Consider the following 20,486-nt stretch of genomic DNA (forward strand, 5'->3'; position numbering starts at 1 on the left):
GCTTAAAGATTATCTAAATAGCATGGAATAAATTCATTTATTGGAGGTATTAACAGAAATTGATATTGTTGACACACCAAATGACGCAAGAGTAGAGTATGTAGAAATACATACCTGCTCTTTTTGTGAGTAATAAAATAAAAAAGTGATTGACAAACCAACAAAAAATGTAGCACAGCCCTTGATTTATATACAATTCAGGGCAGTAACCTATATGCAAGATTATATTTCATTCGTAAAAGAGGGGGCCAGTCATTAAATTTCTGACGGAGAAACAGAAAGCTTACGCCATAATGTAGAAGAATGTTATAATAAGTTCAGATATCGAAAAAGCTAGAACTTATTATCAGTACGTAAGTGATGAAGCAAACAGCGTAACACACGTAACGGATGAAAATACTGTATTAAATAAGTATGAATATGATGCGTTTGGAAACACAATATCATGTGAAGAGAGCTGTGAAGAAAACGTACATATCCATTTCGGTACAAAGGTCAGCAATTTGCTTCTAATGCAGAAGCCGGTATTACTAAACCTACTGCAAGTACTACAAATGGGGTACATGGAAATTCATTATCAAATCCTAAAACTAATTATGTGATATACATTATTGGCAATATGATATGAATAAATATTATTTTGATAAATACGATATGTATCCGCCATTACTAAAATCTAATGGATGGTAGAAAAATAGGAGGTTTTCAATGGATGTAAATATTAACTCACCGTCATATTACAAAAATATTTATGGTGTGGATGATGAAGTATATTGGATGTGTAGAAGAATTAGTAAATTTTTTAAAGATAAAAAGTATAGTGATATTGTTGAGATTATAGGTATAACTCCAGTTGCAGCTCCAAAGGAATTAATTGCAAATGGTCAATGGAAAGAAGAGATAAAGTTCGATTTGAAATTCAAGCTAGTTTCTGTAAGAAAACAAATTGACTTTGATAAGTATATTAATTCAGATGCAGATGGAAAATGTAAATTAATTGTTGAGAATATCTTAAAATCTATAAAAAGTATTAGTAAGAAAGCTAAGATTGACTATAATCAATTTGAAAAAGATTTACTTGAATTTTTGAAGTACACAACGGATGATTGATGCTTTTAGGGAATGACTTTGATTGAACTATTGTGCTATCACTATCTTAGCATTTAGCGACAGGTTAGTATATGCTGGTGTTAAAGATGCTTTGCAATAGCTAAAAAGAAGGGGGATTGAGCTTAACTATCCGAGGATAATAATAAATTCTTGGGATTATTCTGATACACTAGAAATAGAGTTGGTTGAATTGGCGGAAACGTATAAAGAGGTCAAATAAGTTATGAAAAAGGAAATATTCCGCAGCTTCAAGCAGTGAAATATCTTCGATTTTTGTATCTATTATTCTATGTCCGCCAGTTGCATCAGTAGGGAAACCAAAACTGCATCCCCATGCGGAAAATGATGATAGAATTCCTATGCTTATGGTAGGGCATTAGAAGCATGGTATGTGCTGGAGGATTATTGATTATAGAGCGGTACCAACTGATTGGATTGAAATAACACCAACAATATGGAAGAGAGGATAATTATGAATTGTATTAGTAAACAACATCATGAAGAGTTAGTGGGCATATTGAATGAATTAATAGATACTATTGAACTAATGAGAATGGAAGAGAAAGATTATTTATTAATCCAAAATGAAGAGGAGGCTAAAGATTGGTTGCTTTTTTTGAAAGAGCATACCGATAAAGAAGAATTAAAGTCGTTGGAAGATGAGATATCTAATAGACTATTCTTAAAGTTTGATTTCCTTATTGGAACAATGGAACTTGATAAGAAAAGAGTTAAGCTTATAAAAAATTATATAATAAAATCTAATGAATACTTAAAATAAAATAAGATATAAGGTACACAGACATATAGTACATGTATTTTGCCGGTAGACATAAAAATCTACTGGCTTGCAAGTGGCAACATTCAGATTAATAACTATGATGTAGAAGGTTTATGTCATGATGTAGAAAAAATGCAGGATATCAGTAGATAATATTCCATTAATAAAATAGAGGTGATATTTATGATAGATATTAAAACGGGTATTTTTAAAATTGATGATGACTTGATATTTTCTCCTAATTTTAGTTATGATGATTTCAAAAAGACACCTTATTTTAAAGGGCAAGATAGTATAAGAATGATATATCTGGATAATAAGCAAAGGATTGACGGAAAAACATATATAGTTAGTTTCTTTTTTAGAGAAGAAAAAATCTATATGATTTCATTGATTAATTGCGATGATAGTATATAAAGTGACGAACAAAGACGTAAAGAAATACATGATAAAATTTTATTTCAAAAAGGAATTGAGAATGGAAAGGGATATAGCTGGGGAAAAATCCAATCAGAATATGATACAAGAAACAATGTGAGTTGCATTAATATATTTTACAGAGTATAACAATAGTAACTTCTGTGAAATATCTTCGATAAATAAGAGTATTAGAAAATAAGGTAGTAGAATTTTGTGATGTTAAGATTATAGGAGATTAATAAATATGGATAATAAGATAATAATTCAAAGAATTAAAAAACTGTATATTGAATATGAAGTTGATACAACTTTTTTTGAAAAACTGGATGATGAATGAAAAATAAAAGGTATGAAGGGGGTGTTGGCTGAATTAGATTTAAAGAAAAATAGGAATTATACTCCGGAGGATTTAAAGTTTATTCAGGATGTATATTCTATGTATTGCTAATCATAGCTAATTTGTACAGTCATAAGGAATATAATATAGAACATTTATGTGAAGTGTTAAAACCAATTGACAATGTCACTATATTCCAAATAGCATCAGTTTTTGCCCAATAAGAAGTTGATAAAATTAGGATATTTGAAGGAGTGTATAATGGAAAACCCTATTACAAGAGACAATATAAAGGTTTTGCAAAAAGAATTAGCAGAAGTTATCTTATTGCTGGAGAAAGAGACAACAAATAAATATCCGTCATTTTATCCGGATTTAGAACGAATGAAAAAAAATATTGAAATATGCATTGAATGTAATTTTGATGGGATAAATGATTTATACAAATATCTGCTAGAAGATTGGAAGAAAGTATGTGATATAAATATAGGAATTAGAAATTGGAAGATTTATAAAGAAGAAATTGATGATATGGCGTTTAGCAACAGATTATTTTTTGCTAAAATCGAAAAAATTGACAAAATTTTAAAAGCAAATATGTATATTTCAAGGCAATGGATTGATAAAACAATGATAAGAAATATGGCAATGAGTTTTGAAACATACCGAGAAGGCTGGGCTTCATCAATAGACTCAATACTAAAAGAAGGATTTTTTACTAAATCGGAATTAAATGAAATACCTGATGACATTTGGACTTATGTGAAAAGGAGCGGGATAGCATGCAGCGATGAAGCGCTAATTGAGTGGTTTTGCAGTGAAATACCAGCATTTTATGATGCAAAGCCTATTAACATAGTTCAATATTCTTATGGAGACGATGCATTAAGAGCATTTATAATGACAATTCCATTTTAGGTATAATGAAGCAAGTTTTAGATAAAATTCATTAATAAAATAATTCTTTTGGTGTAAAATAACAGAAAAAAGATTGTTAAAAATTTAATTAAATGTTCAAAATAAAATACTTCTTGTATACAATAAACATTAGTAGTATAATCATACTAGGCGTGAACGAGACATAATTCAGGAAAATGGATAGAAAGGGTTCTATTTATTTGAAAGGGTTATGCTTTTTTACTGGATATAGCAAAGTAATGAGGCGCATTATTAAAATAACCTCTGGTCGGAGGAAATAATAACAAGATACACAGGAAAGGAGTCATACCGTAATGGGATTTATTGACACAATCAAAGAACGTGCGAAAGCAAATAAGCAGACTATTGTTTTGCCAGAAACTGAGGACCGCAGAACATATGAGGCAGTGGCTACAATTTTAAAAGAAGGAATTGCAAATGTTATTTTAGTAGGAACAGAAGCGGCTGTAGCAGAAGGAAGCAAGGGTTTAGATATCACTGGAGCAACAATTGTTGACCCTGCAACATATGGAAAGACAGACGAGTACATTGCAAAATTAGTAGAGCTAAGACAGAGTAAAGGAATGACAGAAGAGCAGGCAAGAGAGATTCTTTTGACAAACTACTTATACTACGGCGTAATGATGGTAAAACAGGGAGATGCAGACGGAATGGTTTCTGGCGCATGTCACTCAACAGCAGATACATTAAGACCATGCTTACAGATATTAAAGACAAAGCCAGGTACAAAATTAGTTTCCGCATTTTTCTTGATGGTTGTTCCAGACTGTGAATTTGGTGCAAACGGAACCTTTATCTTCGGAGATGCAGGCTTAGAGCAGAATCCGGATCCTGAGAAGTTAGCAGCAATCGCAGCTTCTTCAGCAGAATCTTTTAAACTGTTAGTTCAGGAAGAGCCGGTTGTCGCAATGCTTTCTCATTCTACCATGGGAAGTGCAAAGCATGCAGATGTGACGAAGGTTGTGGAAGCAACTAGAATTGCAAAAGAGCAGTATCCAAACATTGAAATTGACGGCGAACTGCAGTTAGACGCAGCGATTGTACCGAGCGTAGGTGCATCCAAGGCTCCGGAAAGCAAGGTTGCAGGACGTGCAAACGTATTGGTATTCCCTGACTTAGATGCAGGAAACATCGGATACAAATTAGTTCAGAGACTTGCAAAGGCAGAGGCTTATGGACCAGTAACCCAGGGTATTGCAAAGCCGGTAAACGATTTGTCAAGAGGATGCAATGCAGATGATATCGTTGGCGTTGTAGCAATCACAGCAGTACAGGCACAGGCGAACTAATTAAAGTTTTTTATAGAAGGAGAAAATTCAAATGAATATTTTAGTTATAAATTGTGGAAGCTCATCACTTAAGTTTCAGTTAATCAATTCCGATACAGAGGCAGTTTTGGCAAAGGGACTTTGCGAGAGAATCGGTATTGACGGAAGATTGGTATATCAGCCGGCAGGCGGAGAAAAAGAGGTTACAGACGCTGCTATGCCTACTCATAAGGAAGCAATCCAGATGGTATTGGATGCCCTGATGAATGCAAAGACAGGTGTTATCAAGAGCCTTGATGAGGTTGGAGCAGTCGGACACAGACTTGTTCACGGCGGAGAAAAATTTGCAAGCTCTGCAATTATTACAGACGAGATGAAAAAAGCAGTGGAGGAGTGTAATGATTTAGCACCTCTTCACAATCCTGCAAACCTGATTGGTGTGGAGGCTTGCCAGGCATTGATGCCAAACACTCCTATGGTTGGTGTATTCGATACAGCATTCCATCAGACAATGCCAAAAGAGGCTTATACTTACGGACTTCCATACAGATATTATGAGCAGTATAAGGTAAGAAAATATGGCTTCCACGGCACAAGCCACAGCTTTGTATCTAAAAGAGCAGCTGAATATATAGGAAAACCGCTTGAGACATGCAAGACAATTGTGTGCCATTTGGGAAATGGTTCTAGTATTTGTGCTGTAAACGGCGGAAAATCAGTAGATACCTCCATGGGACTTACCCCTCTTGAAGGTGTTATGATGGGAACGCGTTCCGGAAGTATTGACCCTGCAATTATGGAGTTTATCGCAAAGAAAGAGAACCTTGATATCGAAGGTGTTATGAATGTTTTAAATAAAGAATCCGGTGTTTATGGTGTATCTGGTGTATCCAGCGACTTTAGAGATCTTGAAATTGCGGCTGAAGAAGGAAACGAAAAAGCACAATTGGCAAGAGAGGCTTTCTGCTATCAGGTTGCAAAGATGGTAGGTGGTTATGCTGCTGCTATGAACGGCGTAGATGTGATTGCATTTACAGCAGGCGTTGGTGAAAATGACGGCTTAGTAAGAAAAGATATCTGTAAGTATCTTGGATACTTAGGATTAGAGTATGACGACGCTTCCACAAGTGTAAGAGGAAAAGAAACATATGTTTCCACAAAGGATTCAAAGGTGAAAGCATTGTTAATTCCGACAAATGAAGAGCTTGCGATTGCAAGAGAGACCTTAGCGTTAGTATCTAAATAATTATAGTGCCACCATGCACCATTGTATAAATATTTCTGCATAGTGGAATGATAATCAAAATAAAATATTGACAAAGTAAGGTAAGGTAGGTATAATAATACAGGTGTGTATAGGAGACTATTATGCTAATTAAGTTAACAGACGTTTTAGCCCACGATAATAAAGTGATACAGACGAAGGTAGCGTTGGAGATGGAGTCCTTTGATTCCAGAATGGGATCATTTGACATCGTTGAAAAAAGTGATGTGGATTTGACGCTTACTCATACGAGTAAGAAGAACATTACAATTGAAGCGAAGGCTGATTTAATCATTGCCGTTCCATGTGACCGATGCTTAGAGCCTGTAAAAACTAACTTCTCTATTGATGTGAATAAGGCAATTAATATGGCACATATAGAGGAAGACAGGGTTGACGAGCTGGAAAAAGACGAGTATATTATTGGATATAACCTTGACGTAGATAAATTGATTTACGATGAGATTTTAATTAACTGGCCTATGAAAGTTCTCTGCAAGGAAAGTTGTGCGGGAATCTGTAATAAGTGCGGTACGAATCTTAATTTTGGAGATTGTGACTGTGACAGAGCAGTACTTGATCCGAGAATGGCAGTTATCCGTGATATTTTTAACAATTCTAAGCAATAATACAAGTTTGTCGGGTAATCGGCGGGCTGTTTGAAGCTTATTGAATAATAAGGAGGTGTAGTCATGTCTATCTGTCCAAAGAATAAATCTTCAAAAGCAAGAAGAGATAAAAGAAGAGCAAACTGGAAAATGAGCGCTCCAAACTTAGTGAAGTGCAGCAAATGTGGTGCGTTAATGATGCCTCACAGAGTTTGCAAGGCTTGTGGTTCTTACAATAAGAAAGAAATCATTGCAGTTGACTAATGTTTGAAAACTAGTGAAAACAAGGGTTGAGACTATATCTTACCCTTGTTTTTTGTTGTTTAAAAAGAAATAGGTGAAGAAAATGAATATAGATGATGATTTAGAAACTTTTGATGTAGACCAGCAAATATCTACATTGATTCATAACTTAAGTGCTCGTAACATGAAGGGATGTTTTGTAAATACACGAGAAGAATTGCTTTCTCTTCTCAAAGAGCTGATCCCTGTCGGCTCATCTGTTGGCTGCGGTGACTCTGTAACCTTGGAAGAGACTGGTATACTTAATTTTCTTCGAAATGGAGACTATATTTTTTATGACAAATATGTCGATGGCTTGTCAAAGGAACAAAAGCGAACTATATATCTGAATAATTTTTCAGCAGATTCCTTTCTGTCCAGTGCAAATGCTGTGACGGTAGACGGTAAAATCTTTAATATTGATGGAAATGGAAGCCGGGTTGCTCCTATGCTATATGGTCCGAATCAGGTTATCATTGTCATTGGAATCAATAAAATTACGAAAGATACGGACGATGCTATAAAAAGAGCACGTCAGATTGCAGCGCCATTGGATGCAAAACGATTGGGAAAGAATACCCCCTGTACATCCTTGGAGCGCTGTATTGATTGTAAGCATAAGGAGCGTATCTGCAACGATTTCGTTTTGATTACCGGACAATTTACAAAAGACAGAATCAAAGTTATCATTCTTGGGGAGAACATCGGTTATTAGTGTTATGACCTTGCTTAAAATAAACATTGTAAAGCTGTAAAAAATAAACTAGAATAAAATAGTAAAAATATATATTGATTTATAAAAGGATATCTAGTATATTGATTATTAGGTATTCAAGGAGGAAGTTGACTCATATGCAAGAGATAGTGAAAGTAGCAGTAGATGCAATGGGCGGAGACAACGCCCCGGTAGAAATTATCAAAGGTGCAATTGAAGCAATTAAGAAGGAAGCCAATATTAAAGTATTTCTTGTAGGAAAAGAAGACATAATAAAGGCAGAGCTTGTGAAATATGAATATAATAAAGAACAGCTTGAAATTGTTCATGCATCAGAAGTAATTGAGACCGAAGAGCCACCTGTTATGGCGATAAGAAGGAAGAAAGATTCATCTTTAGTAAAAGCAATGAACATGGTTAAGAATCAAGAAGCGGATGCGCTTGTGTCAGCCGGCAGTTCAGGAGCTATCCTTGTTGGTGGGCAGGTAATAGTCGGAAGGATTAAAGGTATTGAAAGACCTCCGCTAGCTCCATTGATACCGACCGCTAAGGGTGTTTCGTTATTGGTTGATTGCGGTGCCAATGTAGATGCGAGGGCATCTCATTTAGTACAATTTGCGAAAATGGGGTCCATTTATATGGAAAATATTTTGGGTATCCAAAATCCAAGGGTAGCGATTGTCAATATAGGTGCTGAAGAAGAAAAGGGAAATATGCTGGTTAAGGAGACGTTTCCGCTGTTGAAGGAATGCAGTGATATCAACTTTATAGGAAGTATCGAGGCAAGAGATATTCCTAGCGGTTATGCAGACGTTATTGTCTGTGAGGCATTCGTTGGAAATGTTATTCTTAAATTATATGAAGGTGTTGGTGCGACCCTTATTAGCAAGATTAAGGGCGGAATGATGTCAACACTGAGAAGCAAAATAGGAGCATTGCTTGTAAAGCCTGCTCTAAAGACAACGCTCAAGTCCTTTGATGCCAGCGAATATGGCGGTGCGCCGCTTTTGGGACTTAACGGACTTGTTGTGAAAACACACGGAAGCTCTAAGGCGAAGGAAGTTACCAATTCGATTATTCAGTGTGTAACTTTTAAAAATCAGAAGATTAATGAAAAAATCAAAGCAAATATTATTGTGAAGGATGAGTAAGTAGAAAGGATTGAAAAAATATGGAATTTGAAAAATTACAAAAAATTATCGCAGAGGTGTTAAATGTTGATGCGGATGAAATTACAATGGAGACAACATTTGTTGACGATTTAGGTGCCGATTCTCTTGACATTTTTCAAATTATTATGGGGATAGAGGAAGAGTTTGACATCGAAATCTCAAATGAAGAAGCAGAAAACATTGTATCTGTCGGTGATGTAATTGAGCAGATTAAGAATTTGAATAACTAGTTAGTTGTAACGCGATTTTAAATTTTATTCACAAAAGCCCTTGATATAGGGCTTTTGTGCTGTTAAAATAAGAGGGATTGATTAAAAATGATTGGGTTAAAGTATAAGGAGGTGTCAAAATGGAAAAAAAGGCATCATTAGAGGAGTTAGAAAATAGAATAGGGTATCAGTTCAAGGATTCCAACCTGCTTCGTCAGGCGATGACCCATAGTTCGTTTTCAAACGAGCATCGGTTAAGCAGACTGACAAGCAATGAGAGACTGGAATTTTTAGGGGATGCGGTATTGGAAATTGTGACAAGTGACTATCTGTATGCAAAGTTTCCAAAGCTTCCAGAAGGCGATTTGACAAAGACAAGGGCAAGTATTGTATGTGAGCAGACCTTAGCATTTTGCACAAGGGAGATAGAGCTTGGAAGCTATCTGCTGCTTGGAAAAGGGGAAGATTTGACAGGCGGAAGGGATAGAAATTCCATCGTTTCGGACGCTATGGAAGCCTTGATTGGAGCCATTTATTTAGATGGTGGTTTTGCTAATGCAAAAGAGTTTATCTATAAATTTATTTTATCGGATATTGAACATAAGCAGCTCTTTTATGATAGCAAGACTATCCTGCAAGAAATCGTGCAAAGTGATTACAAGGCGGAATTGGTTTACGAGCTGGTTGGAGAGGAAGGACCGGATCATAATAAGCAGTTCATTGTAAATGCGGTGATAGGCGACGAGGTGGTCGGTCACGGCGTAGGCAGAACGAAGAAGGCGGCAGAACAGGAAGCTGCTTACAGCGCCATTGTAAAACTGAAAAAATCTTAGCAGGAGAGACATATGTATTTAAAAAGTATAGAAGTACAGGGGTTTAAATCATTTGCAAACAAAATAGTATTTGAGTTTCACAATGGAATTACAGGTATTGTCGGACCAAATGGAAGCGGGAAAAGCAACGTAGGTGATGCGGTTCGCTGGGTGCTTGGGGAGCAGAGTGCAAAGCAGTTAAGAGGCTCCAACATGCAGGACATCATTTTTTCTGGAACGGAGAACAGAAAGCCGTTAGGCTTTGCTTATGTGGCGATAACGCTTGACAATTCCGACAGAAAGCTTTCCATTGACTTTGAAGAGGTGACGGTGGCAAGACGTGTTTACCGTTCCGGCGAGAGCGAATATCTGATTAACGGCACAAGCTGCAGATTAAAGGATGTGCAGGAGTTGTTTTACGATACGGGTATCGGCAAGGAAGGCTATTCCATTATCGGACAGGGTCAGATCGATAAGATTCTAAGCGGAAAGCCGGAGGAGCGACGAGAGCTTTTTGACGAGGCGGCTGGTATCGTAAAATTCAAGAGAAGAAAGGCCACGGCACAAAAGAAGCTGGAGGATGAAAAACAGAATCTTCTCCGTGTGACAGATATTTTATCAGAGCTGGAAAAGCAGATAGGACCTCTTGAGAAACAGTCTGAGATTGCAAAGACCTATTTAAAGAAAAAGGAAGAACTAAAGCTCTATGACGTGAATCTGTTTCTGATGGAGACGAACCGAATCAAGGAGCAGCTGGAAGAACTTGACGGGAAGCTTTCCATTGCGGAAAAGGACTTAGAAGAGACAAAGGAAAGCTACGAAAATACAAAAATTGAATATGAAAAGCTGGAAAAGGAAATTGAGGAAATCGATTTCAAAATTGAGGAATATCGAAATCGGCAGAATGAGAGCGGTATTTTAAGCAGAGACATGGAAGGCAAGATGAATGTCTTAAAGGAGCAGATTAATTCAATCCGTCAGAGCGAAGAGCATCTTAAGGAGCGAATGAATGCGGTCAATGCGGAAATTCAGGCAAAAAATGAGCAAAAGACAGAGTTTACCTCTCAGAAGGAAGAGATTAACCGTCAGCTTGATGAGATTGACGATCTGCAGACAAATGCGGCAGGTGTTATGCAGGAAATCCAGAATAAAATCGCAGAGTATAATCGCCAGATTGATGAGAGTAAAAATGAGATTTTTGAGCTTCTGAATGAGAGGGCTTCCACCAAAGGAAAGATACAGCGCTATGACACGATGCTCGAGCAAATCACCTTACAAAAGGCAGAGCTGAGTCAGAGACTTCTAAAGGTAAAAAGTGAGGAAGCTGAGCAGGAGGAACTGTCTGGTGAATACAATAGGGAACTGCAAAGAATATCCGGCATTATTTTAAAGCTCACCGAGGAAGGCAGAGCCAATGAAGAGAATGTCAAGAATATTCAGGAGGAGCTTGCTGCCCTGAATGAGAAGAAGGCACAGGCACAGTCTGATTACCACAGAGAGAAGTCAAGGCTGGATTCCCTTATCAACATCACGGAGAAATATGACGGTTATGGAAACAGTATTCGCCGCATTATGGAGCGAAAGGACACAGCCAAGGGAATCATCGGTGTAGTAGCCGACATCATCAAGGTGGAAAAAGAATATGAGATTGCTCTGGAGACAGCACTTGGCGGTAATATTCAAAATATTGTAACCGAGGACGAAAATACGGCAAAGCAGATGATTGAATATCTAAAAGCCAACAAATTCGGAAGAGCCACATTTTTACCGCTCACGAGTATCGGCAACAAGAACTCCTTCAATCAGGACAGTGCTTTGGCGGAAAAGGGCGTTATCGGGCTTGCCAGTAATCTGGTCACAACCGATGCAAAATACGAGGGCTTATCCAAGTATCTGCTTGGAAGAACCATCGTTGTAGACGGTATTGACAATGCGCTTGCGCTTGCCAGAAAGTATCATTACTCACTTCGTATCGTTACACTGGAAGGTGAATCTTTAAATCCGGGTGGCTCTTTGTCCGGTGGTGCTTTCAAGAATACGAGCAATCTGCTTGGACGAAGACGTGAGATTGATGAATTAAAAGAAGAAACAATTCGATTAAATAAAGAAACAGAAACAATTCAGACAGAGATTGATGCAAAGAAAGAGGCAAGGTCAAAATCCTATGAAGAGATTGACCGCTTGAAAAAGGAGCTTCAGGATCAATTCCTGCTTCAAAATACTGCTAAGATGAATGTGAATCAGGCAGAGGAGAAGAAAAATGAGAGCAGTCAGCTCTTTGAGCGCCTAAAGGCAGAAAGTCATGAGATTGAACAGCAGGTAAAGAGCATTACCGAAGGAAAAACTCAGATTCAGGAAGAACTTTCGGCGTCGGAAGAAAAAGAGAAGGAATTTGAGGCTCTCATTGCAAAGACAGGCGGGCTCTTGGAGACAGAAAGAGCAAAAGAGATTGAATTCTCCAAGAAATCAACCGATATTAACCTAGAGTTTGCAAATCTGAACCAGAAGAACGAATTTATTTTAGAAAACATAAGACGTATCAACCAGGAATTAAACAAGTTAAACGCAGAACTTGAACAATTAGGCGGCAGTTCGAAACGTTCAAAGGAAGAGATTGCCGAGAAGGAAACGGAGATTGTGGCACTTCAGGCAGAAGCTTCCAAGGCGGAAGCGGTTTATGCGGACTGTCAGGAGAATTTAAAACAGTTTACCGCGAAAAAGGAAGAGCTTTCCCAGAACCACAAGGGATTTTTTGCCAGAAGAGAGGAATTATCCAATCGAATCAGTCTGCTTGATAAGGAAGTATTCCGTTTGACGAACCAGAGAGAGAAGCAGGAGGAAGCAAGTGAGAACCAGATTAACTATATGTGGGAGGAATATGAGCTTACTTATAGTGGAGCAATCACAATGCAAAACGAGGAGCTTGACAATCCTTCTGAGCTGAAAAAGAGTATTGCAGGGCTGAAGGAAGAAATCAGGAGGCTTGGAGATGTAAACGTAAATGCCATCGAGGATTATAAAACCTTGTCTGAGCGATATGAATTCTTGAGGACACAAAGAGATGATTTGGTGGAATCAGAGGAGACGCTGCTTAAAATTATTGATGAGCTTGATATCGGTATGAGAAATCAGTTCAAGGAAAAATTTGAGCTGATTCGCGTTGAATTTGACAAGGCATTTAAGGATCTTTTCGGAGGTGGTAAGGGTACGCTTGAGCTGATGGAGGATGAGGATATCCTGGAAGCGGGAATTCGAATTGTCTCCCAGCCGCCGGGCAAGAAGCTGCAAAATATGATGCAGCTATCCGGTGGAGAAAAAGCACTTACAGCGATTGCGCTTCTCTTTGCTATTCAGAACCTAAAGCCATCACCGTTTTGTCTGCTTGATGAAATTGAAGCGGCACTGGATGATTCCAATGTTTCCCGCTTTGCAAAATACCTACATAAATTGACAAAAAACACCCAGTTTATTATTATAACCCATAGAAGGGGAACGATGGCGGCAGCGGACAGACTTTACGGAATTACCATGCAGGAAAAGGGTGTGTCAACTTTGGTATCCGTAAACCTGATAGAAGATGATTTAGATAGCTAAGGGAGGAGAACATGGCTGAAAAAAAAGGATTTTTTGGCAGGCTGGTAGAAGGCCTGACAAAGACAAGAGATAATATTGTATCTGGAATTGATTCCATCTTCAGTGGTTTTTCCAGTATTGACGATGAGTTTTACGAGGAAATTGAAGAGATACTTATAATGGGAGATTTGGGCATCAATGCCACAACCTCCATTATTGAGGATTTAAAGGCGAAGGTGAAGGAAAATAAAATCAAGGAGCCTTCCGCGTGCAAGGAGCTTTTGATTGAGAGCATCAAGGAAGAGATGAATGTCGGAGAAACCGCCTATGAATTTGAAAACCGTAAATCTGTTATTTTAATAATCGGTGTAAACGGGGTAGGAAAGACAACAAGCGTAGGAAAGCTTGCAGGCAAGCTGAAGGATCAGGGCAAAAAGGTGGTTTTGGCAGCGGCAGATACGTTTCGTGCTGCGGCGGGAGAGCAGCTCACCACATGGGCAAACAGAGCCGGTGTGGACATTATCGGTGGACAGGAGGGCGCTGACCCTGCAGCCGTCGTATATGATGCGGTTGCGGCGGCAAAGGCGAGGAATGCTGATGTTTTGCTGTGTGATACAGCGGGAAGACTGCACAATAAGAAAAATCTTATGGAAGAGCTCAAAAAGATTGACCGTGTGCTTGACAGAGAATATCCTGATGCATACCGTGAAACCCTTGTCGTGCTCGATGGTACAACCGGACAAAATGCTCTTGCGCAGGCAAAGCAGTTTAGAGAGGTTGCCGACATTACGGGTATTATTCTGACCAAACTGGATGGAACAGCAAAAGGAGGAATTGCAATTGCCATTCATTCTGAGCTTGGTATTCCGGTAAAATATATTGGAGTTGGAGAAACAATTGATGACTTACAGAAATTTGATGCAAATGATTTTGTAAATGCACTATTTGATGTGAAACAAGACGAGAAAGAAGATGAAGAATAATGTTGACATTAGAAAAATTTGAGGAAGCTACAGAGAGGGTCAATCAGGTTATATTGGAGACAAAGCTGGTATACAGCGATTATTTCAGTGACCAGACAGGAAATAAAGTATATTTAAAGCCGGAAAATATGCAGTTTACCGGTGCCTATAAGGTGCGCGGTGCGTATTATAAAATCAGCACGCTATCAGAGGAAGAGAGAGCAAAGGGACTGATTACCGCCTCAGCCGGAAATCATGCCCAGGGTGTTGCCTATGCAGCAAAATTATTTGGCGTGAAAGCGACTATCGTTATGCCTACGACGACTCCTCTGATGAAGGTAAACCGTACGAAGAGCTATGGGGCAGATGTCGTATTATACGGTAATGTATTTGATGATGCCAGCAGCTATGCATTCCAGCTTGCAGAGGAAAACGGCTATACTTTTATCCACCCTTTTGATGATTTGGACGTTGTGGCAGGTCAGGGAACCATCGCAATGGAAATTATCAAGGAGCTTCCGACTGTCGACTATATTCTTGTTCCAATCGGAGGAGGCGGGCTTGCAACCGGTGTGTCTACCCTTGCAAAGCTTCTGAACCCGAAAATCAAGGTGATTGGCGTGGAGCCTGCCAATGCAAACTGTATGCAGGCATCCCTCAAGAATAAAAAGGTGACAACGCTTTCGACTGTCAACACGATTGCCGATGGCACAGCGGTAAAAACACCGGGCACCACTATCTTCCCATATATCCAGGATAATTTGGACGACATTATTACAATAGAAGACGAGGAACTCATTGTAGCATTCCTTGATATGGTAGAAAACCATAAGATGGTTGTTGAAAACTCAGGACTGTTAAGTGTTGCGGCGCTCAAGCACTTGGATGTAACGGGCAAGAAAATTGTCTCCATTTTAAGCGGTGGAAATATGGACGTGATTACGATGTCCTCCATCGTGCAGCACGGACTGATTCAGAGAGGCAGAATCTTCACAGTTTCCGTTCTTTTGCCGGATAAGCCGGGTGAGCTTGTTCGTGTAGCAGACGTGATTGCAAAAGAGCAGGGAAATATCATCAAGCTGGAGCATAACCAGTTTGTTAGTATCAACCGCAATGCGGCGGTGGAACTGCAGATTACAATGGAAGCATTTGGCCATGAACACAAGGAGCAGATTGTGGACGCCCTGAAGAAAAACGGCTATACACCGAAATTTTTACAGCCGAATTTATAGAAAAGCGAACAAAATTATAAAATTTTGAGATAATAATGAAATATAGTGTTAGAAAAATTAGAACCGAAAATAGCGTATGAAAGCTGTTTTTGGTTCTAAAATTTTTTTTCGATTTCTATTTGTAAAAAAAGTGTGAAATCATAAAAAGTAGGTTGCAATATAAAAAGAATAGGCATATAATATCGATTAGTCGACTAATCAATATAGGGAGGTGAGAAGAATGGACCAGGCGGCATACAAGGATAAGTCAATCAAAGAGCTGTTTATGGAGTTAGCAAGAACATATTTTGCAAAAAAGTATAAGGTGATGTCGGACGGGGGAATCTATCCGGGTCAGGACACTTTGCTCCAGTTGGTGAACACAGAACCGGGGCTCAGCCAGAAGGATCTTGCAAAGAAGCTAAACATTCAACCACCGACTGTGGCAGTCTCCATAAAGAGAATGGAAAAAGCGGGTTGGCTTAAAAAAGAAATGGATGCTGGGGACAAACGGATATCGAGAATTTATATAACGGATAAAGGGCAAAATGCATTAAAAAAGGTTAAAGATAAAACCAAGGAATTAAATGAGGTTTTGTTTAACGGAATATCCGAGGAAGAAAAATGTTTGTTGCGTCGTATTTTAATCCAGTTGATTGAGAATGTGAAATCAACGATGGCTCAAAATGAGATGGATGAAGTGATGGAGCAATTCAGCAAGCACCATGAACATCCCCATTCACATCCGCACCCGATGCATCATAAAAAGGATTAGAAAGGAAAATGCAATGTTAAAACTAGTTAAATATTTAAAAAATTCAACATTATCAATCATTGCGATTATAGTTTTGCTTTTTATACAGGCATACTGTGATTTGTCATTGCCAGGCTATACATCAGACATTATTAATGTCGGAATACAGCAAGGTGGTATTGAAGATGCGGTATTAGACCAAATCAGAGTAAGTGAGATGGATAAACTTTATTTATTCATGGATGAGGAAGACAAAAGTTTCGTGGAGGCCAATTATGAGCTGGATGGAGACTTATACAATTTAAAGAAGATTGACAGTGAGACAAGAGAAGAATTAAACACTGTTTTCGGAAAACCCATGCTGATTACACTGACGCTCTCGGGAGATGGTGAGGAGAGCAAAGCAATTAAGCAGCAAATGGGTATTCAAGAGGGAACTGATGTATTTGAAGTGTTAAAAATGCTTCCGGCTGAACAGTTAAGTGCCATTGTGGATGCTATGTCTGAGAAAATTGATGCGATGTCATCCTCCATCATCACTCAGTCCTCCATTGCCTATGCAAAGGCAGAGTATGAGGCGCAGGGTGTTGATATTGAACATTTGCAGCAGATGTACATTTTGAAAGCAGGATTGAAAATGCTTTCCTTTGCACTTCTTGCCATGGTGGTAGCCGTGACGGTAACCTACCTTTCCTGTCGTGTTGCAGCAAGCTTTAGCAGCAATTTGCGCGAGCGGGTTTACAAGAAGGTAATTTCTTTTTCCAGTATGGAGCTTGATAAATTTTCAACAGCTTCCCTGATTACAAGAAATACAAACGATATTCAGCAGGTACAGCTCCTTATGACGATGGTATTTCGTATTGTGCTCTATGCTCCGATACTTGGTATCGGTGGTGTATTAAAGGTGCTAAAGACCGATACCTCTATGTCATGGATTATCGCAGTGGCAGTCGGAGTTATTTTGTTAGTTGTAATTATACTGATGCAGATTGCAATGCCTCGTTTCAAACAGCTTCAGGTATTGATTGACCGATTGAATCTTGTGACAAGAGAGATATTGACCGGTATTCCGGTAATCCGAGCATTCAGTACACAAAAGCACGAGGAAGAGAGATTTGAGGACGCGAACGCAAGACTTGCAAAGACGAATTTATTTGTAAACCGTTGTATGACATTTATGATGCCGCTTATGATGCTTATCATGAATGGAATTACGGTATTGATTGTATATGAAGGTGCTTTCGGAATTGACGACGGAACAATGCAGGTTGGTGATTTGATGGCATTTATTCAGTATACGATGCAGATTATCATGTCCTTTTTGATGATTACGATGGTATCCATTATGATACCAAGAGCCAGTGTATCGGCTATTCGTATTAACGAAGTGCTTGAGACAAAGGTATCCATCAATGATCCGGTAAATCCGAAGAAAAGTGATAGCAGAGACGGCATATTGGAATTTAGGAATGTCTCCTTTGCCTATCCGGACGCGAAGGAAAATGTATTGTCCCATGTCAATTTTATGACAAATAAGGGTGAGACGACGGCGATTATCGGAAGTACGGGAAGCGGTAAATCCACGCTGGTAAATCTGATACCAAGATTTTTTGACGTGACCGAAGGAGAAATCCTGATTAACGGAATCAACGTGAAGGATTATACGCAGTATGATTTGCACGACAAAATCGGATATGTTCCGCAAAAGGGAGTACTTTTCTCAGGAACAATCGATTCTAACATACGCTACGGCTGTGAGGACTCCTCCAAGGAGAATATCGAGAAAGCGGCTGAAATAGCGCAGGCAATGGAATTCATAAGCGAGAAGCAGGAAAAATTCGACAGTGAGATTGCACAGGGCGGCACAAACGTGTCAGGAGGACAAAAGCAGCGTCTCTCCATAGCAAGAGCAATTGCAAAACAGCCGCAGATTTATATCTTTGATGATAGTTTTTCGGCACTGGATTATAAGACTGACGTAACCCTTCGTAAAGCATTAAAGGCGGAAACAGAAAATGCAATCACAATTATAGTGGCACAAAGAATCAGTACCATTCTTCATGCAGATAAAATTATTGTTCTGGATGAAGGCGAGGTAGTGGGAATCGGAACGCATAAGGAGCTTCTTAAGAATTGTGAAGTTTATCAGCAGATTGCGATGTCTCAGCTCTCAAAGGAGGAATTAGAAAATGAGTAATGAAAGGCCGAGAGGACGAGGACCCATGGGAATGGGAGGAATGTCAGGAGAAAAGGCGAAAAATTTCAAAGGCTCCATGGGAAAAATAATAAAATATATGAGTACGCCCAAATATTTGTCCAGACTCTTTGTCATGTTTGTCTGTGCGATTGCCGGAACAACCTTCAACATTGTAGGACCTACAATATTAGGTAACGCAACGACAGAAATTTTTGAGGGACTTGTGAGAAAAATCAGCGGTACAGGCGGAATTGATTTTGATAAAATTACAAGTATTTTAGTTATGCTGTTGGGGCTTTATGTATTGAGCGCATGTTTTTCCTTTATACAGGGCTTTATTATGAGCGGGATTGCAAACAGCGTCACATACACCCTGCGAAAGGATATTTCAGCAAAAATTAACCGTATGCCGATGAAATATTTTGAGAGCCGCACCCACGGTGAAGTGCTTTCCAGAGTGACAAATGATATTGATACGCTTGGACAGAGCCTGAATCAAAGTGTGACTCAGCTTATCACCTCCGTGACAACGATTATCGGTGTTCTGATTATGATGCTGAGAATCAATGGCTGGATGACATTGGCGGCACTTTGTATTCTTCCGATTTCAATGGGAATGATTGGAACCATCATGAAGCATTCTCAGAAGTTTTTCCAGAGACAGCAGAAGTATCTTGGAGAAATTAACGGACAGGTGGAAGAGGTTTTTTCCGGACATAATATTGTAAAAGTATTTAATAAAGAAGAGTCAGTTGTCTCTGAATTTGAGGCAACCAACCAGAAGCTGTACGACTCTGCATGGAAATCACAGTTTTTCTCTGGTGTTATGATGCCGATTATGCAGTTTGTCGGAAACTTAGGCTATGTTATGGTTGCGCTGCTTGGAGGATATCTGACTATTAAGGGAAGTATTCAGGTTGGTCAGATTCAGTCCTTCTTCCAGTACATCAGAAGCTTTACCCAGCCAATCCAGCAGATTGCTCAGGTCGGAAACATGTTACAGCAGTCAGCAGCGGCAGGCGAGAGAGTATTTGAGTTCTTGGAAGAAGAGGAAGAGGATCAGACAGCAGAAAATGCTGTTTCTATCGAAAACCTGAAAGGAAATGTAGAGTTTGAGAATGTTTCCTTTGGCTACAACAAGGACCAGATTATTATCAATAACTTCTCTGCAAAGGTAGCAGAGGGACAAAAGATTGCCATTGTAGGACCGACAGGTGCCGGTAAAACAACGATGATTAAGCTGCTGATGCGTTTCTACGACGTAAACTCCGGCTCCATCAAGGTAGACGGACATGATTTAAGAAACTTTAACCGCAGTGACCTTCGTGAAATGTTTGGTATGGTTTTGCAGGATACATGGCTGTATAACGGAACAATTATGGAAAATATCCGATACGGACGTCTGGATGCCACTGACGAGGAGGTTATAGCCGCAGCGAAGGCAGCCCACGCTCATCATTTCATTATGACACAGCCTGACGGCTACCAGATGGTTTTGAATGAGGAAACGAGCAATATTTCTCAAGGACAGAAGCAGCTTCTGACAATCGCAAGAGCGATTCTGGCGGACCCTAGTATCCTTATCTTAGATGAGGCAACCAGCTCCGTTGATACGAGAACGGAAATTCGTATCCAAAAGGCAATGGATAACCTGATGAAGGGCAGAACAAGCTTTGTTATTGCTCATCGCCTTTCCACAATCAAGGATGCCGATTTGATTCTTGTTATGAAGGACGGAGATATTATCGAGCAGGGCAGCCATGAAGAATTGTTGCAGGCAAACGGTTTCTATTCCAAGCTTTACAACTCACAGTTTGAGAGGGCGGAAGCGGTTTAAATTATAAAATATGCATGATTTTTGCATTTTAATAT

Annotated in this window: 18 protein-coding genes; all 18 read left to right on the top strand. The window is 39.1% G+C overall.

What is annotated here, in order from left to right; genetic code table 11:
- Positions 1-708: 708 nt before the first annotated feature.
- The 18 genes from CTY48_RS07730 (at position 709) to CTY48_RS07815 (ending at position 20,451) form a co-directional block, all read left to right on the top strand.
- On the top strand, positions 709-1,110 hold the full coding sequence (locus CTY48_RS07730) for an Imm44 family immunity protein (RefSeq protein ID WP_099467933.1): 402 nt from the start codon (positions 709-711) through the stop codon (positions 1,108-1,110).
- 472 nt (positions 1,111-1,582) lie between these two features.
- Positions 1,583-1,891 (top strand): hypothetical protein, encoded by a 309-nt coding sequence (locus CTY48_RS07735; RefSeq protein ID WP_099467934.1) that lies wholly within the window; start codon positions 1,583-1,585, stop codon positions 1,889-1,891.
- A gap of 183 nt (positions 1,892-2,074) precedes the next feature.
- A complete protein-coding gene (locus CTY48_RS19850; protein ID WP_236354814.1) occupies positions 2,075-2,308 on the top strand; it encodes a hypothetical protein in 234 nt (77 codons plus the stop codon).
- Between the two features lie 601 nt (positions 2,309-2,909).
- Positions 2,910-3,566, top strand: coding sequence for a hypothetical protein (locus CTY48_RS07745; RefSeq protein ID WP_099467935.1), 657 nt, complete (start codon positions 2,910-2,912; stop codon positions 3,564-3,566).
- A 314-nt stretch (positions 3,567-3,880) separates the two neighbouring features.
- Positions 3,881-4,876, top strand: a complete 996-nt coding sequence (gene pta / locus CTY48_RS07750; protein WP_099467936.1) for a phosphate acetyltransferase — start codon at positions 3,881-3,883, stop codon at positions 4,874-4,876.
- 31 nt (positions 4,877-4,907) lie between these two features.
- Entirely contained in the window at positions 4,908-6,101 is a 1,194-nt protein-coding gene (locus CTY48_RS07755; protein WP_099467937.1) for an acetate/propionate family kinase, read from the top strand.
- Between the two features lie 122 nt (positions 6,102-6,223).
- Entirely contained in the window at positions 6,224-6,748 is a 525-nt protein-coding gene (locus tag CTY48_RS07760) for a YceD family protein (RefSeq protein ID WP_099467938.1), read from the top strand.
- A gap of 63 nt (positions 6,749-6,811) precedes the next feature.
- Positions 6,812-6,991, top strand: a complete 180-nt coding sequence (gene rpmF, locus CTY48_RS07765) for a 50S ribosomal protein L32 (RefSeq protein WP_099467939.1) — start codon at positions 6,812-6,814, stop codon at positions 6,989-6,991.
- Positions 6,992-7,073: 82 nt separating this feature from the next.
- Positions 7,074-7,724 carry a lactate utilization protein gene (locus tag CTY48_RS07770; protein WP_099467940.1) on the top strand — a complete coding sequence of 217 codons (651 nt, stop codon included), beginning with the start codon at positions 7,074-7,076 and terminating at the stop codon, positions 7,722-7,724.
- Between the two features lie 137 nt (positions 7,725-7,861).
- Positions 7,862-8,875 carry a phosphate acyltransferase PlsX gene (plsX, locus tag CTY48_RS07775; protein ID WP_099467941.1) on the top strand — a complete coding sequence of 338 codons (1,014 nt, stop codon included), beginning with the start codon at positions 7,862-7,864 and terminating at the stop codon, positions 8,873-8,875.
- 20 nt (positions 8,876-8,895) lie between these two features.
- On the top strand, positions 8,896-9,126 hold the full coding sequence (acpP, locus tag CTY48_RS07780; protein ID WP_099467942.1) for an acyl carrier protein: 231 nt from the start codon (positions 8,896-8,898) through the stop codon (positions 9,124-9,126).
- Between the two features lie 119 nt (positions 9,127-9,245).
- Positions 9,246-9,938 carry a ribonuclease III gene (gene rnc / locus CTY48_RS07785; RefSeq protein WP_099467943.1) on the top strand — a complete coding sequence of 231 codons (693 nt, stop codon included), beginning with the start codon at positions 9,246-9,248 and terminating at the stop codon, positions 9,936-9,938.
- Between the two features lie 12 nt (positions 9,939-9,950).
- Positions 9,951-13,511, top strand: a complete 3,561-nt coding sequence (gene smc / locus CTY48_RS07790) for a chromosome segregation protein SMC (RefSeq protein ID WP_099467944.1) — start codon at positions 9,951-9,953, stop codon at positions 13,509-13,511.
- A gap of 11 nt (positions 13,512-13,522) precedes the next feature.
- Positions 13,523-14,473 carry a signal recognition particle-docking protein FtsY gene (gene ftsY, locus CTY48_RS07795; RefSeq protein ID WP_099467945.1) on the top strand — a complete coding sequence of 317 codons (951 nt, stop codon included), beginning with the start codon at positions 13,523-13,525 and terminating at the stop codon, positions 14,471-14,473.
- The gene (gene ilvA, locus CTY48_RS07800) at positions 14,473-15,684 is read left to right on the top strand and encodes a threonine ammonia-lyase (protein WP_099467946.1); all 1,212 of its coding nucleotides are present in this window, start codon (positions 14,473-14,475) and stop codon (positions 15,682-15,684) included. The genes ftsY and ilvA overlap by 1 nt, the downstream gene beginning before the upstream one ends.
- A 220-nt stretch (positions 15,685-15,904) precedes the next feature.
- The gene (locus tag CTY48_RS07805; protein WP_099467947.1) at positions 15,905-16,438 is read left to right on the top strand and encodes a MarR family winged helix-turn-helix transcriptional regulator; all 534 of its coding nucleotides are present in this window, start codon (positions 15,905-15,907) and stop codon (positions 16,436-16,438) included.
- A 13-nt stretch (positions 16,439-16,451) separates the two neighbouring features.
- Entirely contained in the window at positions 16,452-18,614 is a 2,163-nt protein-coding gene (locus CTY48_RS07810) for an ABC transporter ATP-binding protein (protein ID WP_099467948.1), read from the top strand.
- Positions 18,607-20,451 carry an ABC transporter ATP-binding protein gene (locus CTY48_RS07815; RefSeq protein ID WP_099467949.1) on the top strand — a complete coding sequence of 615 codons (1,845 nt, stop codon included), beginning with the start codon at positions 18,607-18,609 and terminating at the stop codon, positions 20,449-20,451. Before CTY48_RS07810 ends, CTY48_RS07815 begins: the two co-directional genes overlap by 8 nt.
- Positions 20,452-20,486 lie beyond the last annotated feature (35 nt).

Source organism: Konateibacter massiliensis, from assembly GCF_900184995.1.
GTDB classification, from domain to species: Bacteria; Bacillota; Clostridia; order Lachnospirales; family Lachnospiraceae; genus Lachnotalea; species Lachnotalea massiliensis.